We start from the raw sequence: 9,504 nt of genomic DNA, 5'->3' as shown, positions 1-9,504 counted from the left end.
TGCCGCACCTTACCTGAGGTAGAGGTGTTGCACTCAGTTTTTGCGGCCGCCAGGTATTGAATACAGTCGTGCAGTCTATTGACAACATGGTCTTTGTCGAAGGCGGCCAGTTTGACATGGGTGATTTTGGTTGGATTTGTGACTACGATGAAAAAAATGTGTGCACTTGGCCTTGCGGGGAAGAACCGGAAAGGCTTTGCAGCATTAGCCCCGAGGCCGATAATAAATTTATGCACCCTGTCAAACTGAGTAGTTACTATTTTTCCAAATTCCAAACAACCTTAGGCGATTTTGATCTTTTTTTTGTGGCAAATGGGCACCCTTTATTTGACACTGAAAAGCGAACGCGTGAAGACCTAAAATTTCGCTACAAACCAAATTTGCCAGCGTTTACAAAAACATGGCAAGAAGCAAAAAACTATTGTAACTGGCTGGGAAGTATTAGTGGATACCCCATCGACTTACCAACTGAAGCACAATGGGAGTATGCTGCCCGCAGCCGAGGTCTTCATGTTTTATTTCCGACGGACAATGGCAGCTTAAACTATGGAAAAAATTTCCCATTGCAAAGCAATAGCAATACCTTTGCGGTTGATCGCTTTACGCCCAACCCATTAGGCATCTACAACTTATCTGGAAATGCTACGGATTGGGTAAATGATTGGTACGATAAAAATTATTATAAAAACTCACCTCTAGAAGACCCTCAAGGGCCGTTAAAAGGTGAACAGAAGGTAAAGAGAGGCTCAAACTACCCGGAAGGCCCTTTGTTTGCTGCCCCTGTTGTCAGGCGGTGGCCTGAAGACCCTATTCTGAAGGGATATTACCCAGGCACAGGTTTTCGCTGTGCTATTCAAAAAAGCAACCTATAGTCACTTGACCTTGTTCTTATCTAAAGCTTTAAGATCACCCTCGATATCGATAAATAAAGCATGAACATTGCCAGTAACTTACTGACGTTCTGATCAGCTTATTTGGTGAATGCGTCATTTAAACAACAATGCTAAAGCTTGCCATTCGCCACATGCTATAAGGATATTTTTATGCTACGTCAAGTTTTATTTTTGCTACCCACCTTCCTTTTTTTATTGGGCTGCGAAGCAGACTCCTCGCCCTTGCCCATCAGCAAAAGCCTGTCGCCTGAAAAGGTTGCTGTTATCGCGAAAAATGTTGAAAAAAAATACCCGGACATGTCCATTGATTTACGAAACAAGGTTTTGAATACAGTCGTGCAGTCCATAGACAACATGATCTTTATCGAAGGCGGCCAGTTTGATATGGGCGACTTTGGCTGGATTTGTGACTATGACGAAAAAGACGTTTGTTCTTGGCCTTGTGGGCAAGACCCCGAAAGACTCTGCAACATTAGTCGAGAGTCAGACAACAAATTCATACACCCTGTCAAATTGAGCAGTTATTATTTATCTAAGTTCCAAACCACCTTGGGTGATTTCGATTTGTTTTCCACTGTTCAAGGCAAACCTGTTTTCAATGCAGAGTATCGAGACAGCGAAAAACTAAAAAACAGGTATGCACCAAATTTACCGACTCCGGTAAAAAGCTGGCAGGAAGCCAAAAATTATTGTGAGTGGATCGGCAAACTTAGTGATTATGCGGTCGACCTGCCTACCGAAGCGCAGTGGGAGTATGCCGCACGTAATCGTGGAAAACATGTACTATTTCCAACAGACAATGGCAGCTTGAACTACGGGATAAATTTTCCCGCGGCCAGCAAAGGCAGCACTTTTAGCGTCAGCCTTTTTACACCTAATCCTTTAGGTATTTATAACTTATCAGGCAACGCCACTGACTGGGTAAGTGATTGGTACGATAAAAACTATTATCAGAACTCCCCACTGGAAAACCCTCAAGGACCGCTCACAGGTACAAAAAAAGTCAAACGCGGTTCGTATTATGCCGAAGGACCTTTATCTGCTGCGCCGATTGTAAGACGCTGGCCTGAACAACCCGTTCTAAAAGGATATTACCCTGGCGTGAGCTTTCGTTGCGCCATTCAGTCTGATAAACCGCGATAAATGTGTAGCACCATAGAAAACGTCTTTATGAAAATATTGGTGAGCGGCCAATAGGAATGACACGTAACTCTATTGATCAATGGAAAACCATCAACTAAATTACTGCGCTTCCGATAACATCACATTTTTTCCGTTGAATCTGGCATCCATGCTAAACGAGCATTACAGCCAATCCTATGCGGTGTTGGCTGCCGACGTGAGCGTTCTTTGTAGCTGCGTTATTTGAGCAAAAATGCTAAAGTCAGTCATTCGCCACACGCTGTAGGGATATTTGTATGCTACGTCAGATTTTAGTTTTGCTGCCCACCTTCCTTTTCTTATCGGGCTGCGAAGCAGACTCCTCGCCCTTGCCCATCAGCAAAAGCCTGTCGCCTGAAAAGGTTGCTGTTATCGCGAAAAATGTTGAAAAAAAATACCCGGACATGTCCATTGATTTACGAAACAAAGTATTGAATACAGTCGTGCAGTCCATAGACAACATGGTCTTTATCGAAGGTGGCCAGTTTGACATGGGCGATTTTGGCTGGATTTGCGACTATGACGAAAAAGACGTCTGCACTTGGCCGTGTGGGCAAGAACCTGAGAGACTTTGCAATATCAGCCCTGAGTCCGACAACAAATTCATACACCCTGTCAAATTAAGCAGCTATTATTTCTCAAAATTCCAAACCACCCTAGGTGATTTTGATTTATTTTTTACAGCTCATAACAAGCCTGTTTTCTATAAAGAATTTCGAGACAGGGAAAATCTAAAACATATGTTTGAACCAAACTTACCTACTCCGGCAAAAAGCTGGCAGGAAGCAAAGGATTATTGTGAATGGATTGGCCAACTCAGTGGCTATGCGGTAGACCTACCCACCGAAGCGCAGTGGGAGTATGCCGCACGCAATCGTGGCCAGCATGTACTATTTCCGACAGATAATGGCAGCTTAAACTATGGGAGAAACTTCCCTGAAACCAGCAAAGGTAATACTTTCAATGTCAGCCTTTACACACCCAACCCTTTAGGCATTTATAATTTATCAGGCAACGCCACCGACTGGGTAAGCGACTGGTACGATAAAGATTACTATCAAAACTCACCACTTGAAAACCCTCAAGGACCAGCGACAGGCACGAAAAAAATCAAACGCGGTTCATATTATGCAGAGGGCCCCTTAATTGCCGCTCCCATTGTACGACGGTGGCCTGATCAACCTGTTCTAAAAGACTATTACCCTGGTGTGAGTTTTCGTTGCGCAATTCAGTCCGATAAGCCGCTATAAATTCGTCGCTAAAAGGACAAAGCCTCTACGAAAATCTTGGTGAACAGCCGATAGTGATGATGCACGAGTCTATTTATAATATCTAGATGCCATCAAATAAATAACCACACCTCCAATAACACCACGTTTTTCCGTTGGAACTGACACCCATGCTAAATATGTATCACATGCCAAGCGTAAGCGGCATTGGCTGACAACGTTCGCGTTCATTATAGCTGCGTTATTTGAGCAAAAATGCTAAAGTCTGCCACTCGCCACACGCTATAGGGACATTTGTATGCTGCGTCAGATTTTAGTTTTGCTACCCACCTTCCTTTTTCTATCAGGTTGCGAAGCAGACTCCTCGCCCTTGCCCATCAGCAAAAGCCTGTCGCCCGAAAAGGTCGCGGTTATCGCAAAAAATGTCGAAAAAAAATACCCTGAAATGGCCAACGACTTACGAAACAGAGTATTGAATACCGTTGTACAGTCCATTGACAACATGGTTTTTGTTGAAGGTGGCCAGTTTGACATGGGCGATTTTGGTTGGATTTGTGATTATGATGAAAAAGATGTCTGTACCTGGCCGTGTGGGGAAGAACCGGGAAGGCTTTGTGGTATTAGCCCCGAATCCGACAATAAGTTTGTGCATCCTGTCAAACTAAGCAGTTATTATTTTTCTAAGTTTCAAACCACCCTAGGTGATTTTGACTTGTTTTTTACTGTTCAAGGCAAGCCTATTTTAGACGCAGAATTTCGAGATAGAGAAAACTTAAAAACGAGGTACAATTCGGACTTACCTACGCCAGTAAAAAGCTGGCAGGAGGCGAAGGATTATTGTCAATGGATCGGTGCACTCAGCGGATACCCTGTTGATTTGCCCACCGAGGCGCAGTGGGAGTTTGCCGCCCGAAGTCGTGGCCTACACGTTCTATTTCCAACCGATAACGGTAGTTTGAACTATGGAAAAAATTTTCCTAACCCTGGTGGAGGTAGAACCTTTCCTGTTAATAGCTTCACACCTAACCCATTAGGCATTTACAACCTCTCTGGCAATGCAACGGATTGGGTAAATGACTGGTACGACAAAGACTACTATCAAAACTCCCCCCTGGAAAATCCGCAAGGCCCCATGACAGGCACCAAAAAAGTTAAGAGAGGTTCTAATTATCCTGAAGGCCCCTTGTTCGCCGCTCCTATTGTAAGACGATGGCCCGACGATCCCGTTTTAGAATCATACTACGCTGGCGTTAGTTTTCGATGTGCTATTCAGTCAAGTGAACAGTTTTGAAAAACTTAATGAAAGAGCACCATACGGTGCTCTAACTTATTAAGTTATACCAATCCGTTAAAAAAATTACTGCGTCGAGCGGCTATTAAAATATCTTCTTTGCGCCATGCTTCGCTTGGTGTCCATGCCAATAGCCCAACCGGACGCATTGAGACATGTCCATTCACAGCAAGGGTTTCGATAAACCTATTAAACTCAAGCTGCTCGCTCCCGTTCAGAAGGGAGTTAATTCGGCCTAAGCTATCCATTGCATTAACTTTCCCACCATCTTGCGAGCAATGCTCTAGGACCTCAATAAAATGCCGCCAACTGAACAAATGCGATAGTAATAAAACAACGGCTCTTTGCTGATCCGCCGCCCAACTCTCTACAAAACTCTCAGTCAATAAGTAAATCATTGGCCCGATTGTCTCCGGCGGTAACACCCTCAAAGGAATAACCTTTGCACCAACTTTTATAGACTGATTACCAATCAAATATTTTGCTAAATTTTTTGCTTCCTGTTTTGTAGCTGTCCGTTGAAGCCACCACCTATCCATAACTTTAAACCCATCTTTAAAAACACTAATCGCCGTGCTCATCGGATGAGTTGCAACTTTAAAAAGCCCACTAGCCAAGTAGTTAAACGCATCTTTAGTGATCGCGACTTGATAATGAAAATCCGCCTTGGACAACGCACTACAAAACACATAAGCAAGATTACCCATCTGTTCCACATCCACCACCGTGCTGAACCCGCCTCCCGCTCCCGGCCCAAACACTAAACTGGCTTTACAGTTGATGGCGATACGATCGCTGCGAATATCGAGTCCAAAATCAAACCCTACCCCCGCCCCTAACGCCACATTCCCCTCAGCCTTCACCTCAACCAAACTTGCCCAGTCCGTACTACCGCTGTCGTTGGCCTGGCCCGCCACGATCTTCCCTGTTCCCTGCTTCGCCGGGTCCAGCCACTTTAGGGTGCCCGTTACGGTCCCACCCCCTTGAACGCCAGCAAACGCGTTGCCTTTTACCCCCAGACTTCCGCCACGCCGTTCATCCACCTGCACACTCGGCGGACTCAGTAACGCCGTGGCGCCCGAAGCCTCGACCTCCTTGGGTTTGTACTGAGCCTTCACGCCCGCCTCACCTTGCACCGTCGCGCCGGCAAAACACGACAACTCCACTTTGCCATCCAACCGAAACACGCCAATGTCACTGACCACTTCCTTGCCCTGGGCATTGCGGTACGGCATCCGCACCACATAACCCCCTTGATCGGGAAAGAAACTCTTGAGGGTAATAGAGCCTTCCGCTAGCGAGATCGCGGCACTGGCTTTGACACCGATCTCGATGTTGCCCTTGCCAGGTTCCCAGCTATTGATACCGGCACTGGCGGTAGCCGCGAAACGCAAGGCATGCGCCTCTGCCGATACCGCGTACCTGGCCGAATCCGCTTCGTTGGATGTCCAGGAACACTCTTTGTGCAAGGCGTTGAGCAGGTTGTCGTCCTTGCTCGTCCAGCTGCTGAACTTGGCCTCCAGCCCACCCAGAGGGCTGGTTTTGCGGTTTTCACTTACCGCGCTCTTGATCTCTTTGAGCAACGCCTTGGCCAGGTTTTTATCCAGCGGCTTGCCTTGCATGACCCGGGTGGAGACTTTGACCTTCCAATCCAGTTGTTCGCGGTGATGCACCGGGATGTAATGGCGGCGGCTTGGGTCACTGAACAGGGTGATTTCAACCACGGTGATGCCGGTTTTTACCTGACGGCCTTTCTGGGTATCAACACTCCTGCCCTTGCCGTGTTTGATGTCCGCAGCGGCGCTGTTGGCATTGGTCTGGCTCTCGCCTGCCTCGGCTGTGCCTTGCGCCGCAATGTCGCGGCGCAGGGACTCAATCTCGGCATTGAGCTCCTGCACTTTTTTGGTTTGTAATTTCTTCCAGTTGTTTTCTAGGTAGTTGCCACCCAGGGAAAACTTGGGCTCGTAACGCTGGTACCAATCTCGCGCTTGCTGCACGGTAGCCAGCTGCCCCTGCAGGTCTTGTTGGCGCGTCAAGGTGACCGTCGGTTTTTCAGGGGCAGGCTCAGAACGCATCAGCAGGCCCGCCTCTTGCGCCTTGGCATTCCACGCGTCCTTGACACAGGTGGTGCAGGCACAGCTCGCCTCTGGCGAAGAAACCTTTGAACACTCACGCGCTTGTGTGGCCTTCTCAAGGTTCTGATGCAGTTCGTCCATCAGTTTTTTGACGCGGTCGATTTGAGCCTTGAGCGCCTTGGATTGTTTTTCCGTCAACACGTAAAACGTGTCTTCGCCCGTGATGTGCGCCACATCCACCAGCTCCTCCTTGCACTGAATCTCGCCTCTTACGGCGGTGGAGCTCTGGTTGTCAGCATGCTTGGGCGGGGGCAACACTTTGGCCGCAGGCAACGTCAGCACCCAACCGGGCTTGATGTGGTTGGGGTCGGTAATGATCGGGTTGAGCGCTCGTAAATCTGCCACCGAGCATTTATGAGTGCCGGCAATCTTACCGAGGGTGTCGCCGCCTTTTACGGTGTAGGTGTTGCTCATTACTCATCGTCCTTTTGATTCACAGGTTTTCAAGCTGAGTCAGCCTTTCACCCAACGGCACTTCATCACGCGCCAGTAGCTGTGCCTCCGGGCCGTTCTCCCAGAAGGTGTCGCCACGTGTAATTACCAGGCGTATCCAACGTTCCTGGTCGCCCACCCGCGTGTACCCGGCCTGTTGTGCGGCGAGCAGTTGGCGATGGACCGATTCAACGGTGCTTTCAGCAGGCAACATCTCGCTGTAGTCATTGGCTAAGCGGGTTGCAATGACGCCCAGCCGGGCCTGTTCAATGTGTGCCACACGGTCAGCCCCCACGTGCAACCAGGCAGGCGGTTGCAGCCCGATGTCACCGGCTTGGGCCGATTGAGCGCAGTACCGCCAACCTATTTCGTTGCGCCACGCCAGGCCAGTAAAAGGGCCAATGAACTGGCAGCGCTCAGCCTCGCTCAAACTGAGCAGCAACGGCTCCAGCCAGCGGGGTTCGAAAAAACGCATCATTTGCTCTGGGCTGTCGTCCGCACTGACCGTAAGCAGGCTTTGGCAGTGTTGAACGGCCTTCTCCATGGCCTGGTTCGCGGGCAGCCATGCAAGGCATCCGGCATCCGATTTTTCCAGGAGGTTTTTCACATATTCCGTCGGCGTCCGCCTGCCGGGATACACGACCACATAAGGACCGGCCGATTGAAGGTCGGCGTAAGGTGTGTTGGTCAACAACGGCATACATTGAGGTCGAGACGACTCTTCAACCTGAAACAGATGGGTCAGCAGCGCGTCGTCAACACTGCGATCAAGAATCAAGCACAGGCTGCCCGTTGCTGGCGATTGCTCAAACGGCGAGGCAATGGAATGGATCATGCTGTTTGCCCCGGCTGATGAATAGGACAGTGACCCGACTCATCGAGATGGCAAGAAGGTGTCGGCAACAACACGCCCCTTTTTGCTTGCACCTGGTAAGAGGCCAGGGACGGTGCTACGACCTGTCCGGCTTTATCCGTGTCAGCTTGCTTCAAGGGGCCCGGCAACAACGGCGCAGCCCCCGTCCCACTCCCCGGGCTCCCCCCAGAGTTCACATTGACCACCGGGCCACTGATGGTCACGCCGCTGCCGTCGATCTTGATAAAGCTGCCAGCGGCCTTCAGCGTCAGTTCACTGCCCGCTTCAAGCACGACCTTCATGCCGCTGCTCAGGTGGATTTCCTGCCCTGCCTCGATGAACTGGCCCGTGCCGATCTTGATGTGCTGATTCACCGCAACGCTCAGGTGGTCGTCGGCGCGGGCTTCCACTTTGCGGTCGGCATAGACCGTGTGGTGTTCTTCGACCTTGAATTCGCTGTAGGTATTGGCCTCGACCGTGTCATGGCGCTCGTTGCCCACGCGGATTTTCTGGTCGTGCTCGATGTTTTCGTCCCAGTCGCGCTGGGCGTGCAAAAAGATCTGTTCCTGGCCTTTTTTGTCTTCGATGCGCAGTTCGTTGAAGCCGCCGCCACCGGGTGAGCTGAGGGTCTTGAAGGTGCTGCGCGTCTTGTTGGCGGGCAGGTCGTAGGGGACGAGGTTTTCCTTGTGGTACAGGCAGCCGCTGATCAAGGGTTGGTCGGGATCGCCTTCCAGGAAGCTCACCAACACTTCCATGCCGATACGCGGGATGGCGATGCCGCCGTAGTGCGCCCCGGCCCAGGCCGACGAAACGCGCAGCCAGCAGCTGGTTTTGTCGTCGCCTTGGCCTTCGCGGTCCCAGTGGAACTGCACTTTTACGCGGCCGTACTGGTCGCAGTGGATTTCTTCGCTTTTGGGGCCGGTGACGACGGCGCTTTGGCTGCCGAGGATTCTCGGCTTGGGGTGCTTCAGCGGAGGGCGGTTGGGGACGTCCCACGGTGTGGCCTTGAAGGTGTTGCGATAGCCCTGGTGAAAGTCATCTTTGAGTGCCGTGGTGTCGCTGGTCACCGACTCTTCCAGCACCTGTGGCTGCTTGCCTTGGTGGACGATTTCAGTGAGCAACCACAGGTCATTCCACCGCGCTTTGGGGTGTTCGGTCAGGGCCAGAAAATGACCACTGACCAACAACGGTTGATCGCTTTTCCCCTCCGCCAATTGGTAATCGCTGCGGTGCCGTTCCAGCGAGCGTTTGGCCAGGTGTTTGCCACGTTCGCGGTCGGTGAAGCGTCCCGGGTAGTCGTAGTCTTCAAGGTCCGGCAACGCGTCACCGCGGTTCTGGCTTTCCAGGGTCAACCGCGGTTTTTCAAAGTCGTAATCCCGCCGGGTGGTGCGGCTGGTGCGGGTTTCCAAACGCAGGTCAAAGCGTTTGATCACCGGGTCACTGGCGACCATTCCGGAGTCTTGCTGATACGCCACCGGCGCCAGTTTAGGGAACACCGTCTGGTCGTCCC

General features: G+C 50.5%; 7 protein-coding genes. 4 read left to right on the top strand and 3 right to left on the bottom strand.

What is annotated here, in order from left to right:
• The first annotated feature begins 68 nt into the window (after nucleotides 1–68).
• From ACW9H9_RS27700 to ACW9H9_RS27685, 4 genes are all read left to right on the top strand, one after another.
• On the top strand, nucleotides 69–872 hold the full coding sequence (locus ACW9H9_RS27700; protein WP_457346554.1) for a formylglycine-generating enzyme family protein: 804 nt from the start codon (nucleotides 69–71) through the stop codon (nucleotides 870–872).
• Between the two features lie 171 nt (nucleotides 873–1,043).
• Nucleotides 1,044–2,036, top strand: a complete 993-nt coding sequence (locus ACW9H9_RS27695) for a formylglycine-generating enzyme family protein (protein ID WP_457346555.1) — start codon at nucleotides 1,044–1,046, stop codon at nucleotides 2,034–2,036.
• A 275-nt stretch (nucleotides 2,037–2,311) separates the two neighbouring features.
• The gene (locus ACW9H9_RS27690; RefSeq protein ID WP_457346557.1) at nucleotides 2,312–3,304 is read left to right on the top strand and encodes a formylglycine-generating enzyme family protein; all 993 of its coding nucleotides are present in this window, start codon (nucleotides 2,312–2,314) and stop codon (nucleotides 3,302–3,304) included.
• Nucleotides 3,305–3,581: 277 nt separating this feature from the next.
• On the top strand, nucleotides 3,582–4,574 hold the full coding sequence (locus ACW9H9_RS27685) for a formylglycine-generating enzyme family protein (protein WP_457346558.1): 993 nt from the start codon (nucleotides 3,582–3,584) through the stop codon (nucleotides 4,572–4,574).
• 44 nt (nucleotides 4,575–4,618) lie between these two features.
• Here ACW9H9_RS27685 and ACW9H9_RS27680 read toward each other — a convergent pair whose 3' ends face one another.
• From ACW9H9_RS27680 to tssI, 3 genes are all read right to left on the bottom strand, one after another.
• A complete protein-coding gene (locus tag ACW9H9_RS27680; RefSeq protein WP_457346559.1) occupies nucleotides 4,619–7,123 on the bottom strand; it encodes a LysM peptidoglycan-binding domain-containing protein in 2,505 nt (834 codons plus the stop codon).
• A 19-nt stretch (nucleotides 7,124–7,142) separates the two neighbouring features.
• Nucleotides 7,143–7,976, bottom strand: coding sequence for a DUF4123 domain-containing protein (locus ACW9H9_RS27675; protein WP_457346561.1), 834 nt, complete (start codon nucleotides 7,974–7,976; stop codon nucleotides 7,143–7,145).
• On the bottom strand, nucleotides 7,973–9,504 hold a 1,532-nt coding region (gene tssI / locus ACW9H9_RS27670), incomplete at its 5' end, for a type VI secretion system tip protein TssI/VgrG (RefSeq protein ID WP_457370552.1). The genes ACW9H9_RS27675 and tssI, both read right to left, overlap by 4 nt.

The organism is Pseudomonas sp. SDO5215_S409 (assembly GCF_054071325.1).
The sequence above is the reverse complement of the archived record's forward strand: the minus strand, read 5'-3'. Positions and strand labels throughout refer to the sequence as shown.

Excerpts from the sequence above, each read along its gene's own strand:
- ACW9H9_RS27675 (WP_457346561.1), bottom strand. The coding sequence starts at position 7,976 with ATGATCCATTCCATTGCCTCGCCGTTTGAGCAATCGCCAGCAACGGGC.
- ACW9H9_RS27685 (WP_457346558.1), top strand. The coding sequence starts at position 3,582 with ATGCTGCGTCAGATTTTAGTTTTGCTACCCACCTTCCTTTTTCTATCA.
- ACW9H9_RS27680 (WP_457346559.1), bottom strand. The coding sequence starts at position 7,123 with ATGAGCAACACCTACACCGTAAAAGGCGGCGACACCCTCGGTAAGATT.
- ACW9H9_RS27695 (WP_457346555.1), top strand. The coding sequence starts at position 1,044 with ATGCTACGTCAAGTTTTATTTTTGCTACCCACCTTCCTTTTTTTATTG.
- ACW9H9_RS27690 (WP_457346557.1), top strand. The coding sequence starts at position 2,312 with ATGCTACGTCAGATTTTAGTTTTGCTGCCCACCTTCCTTTTCTTATCG.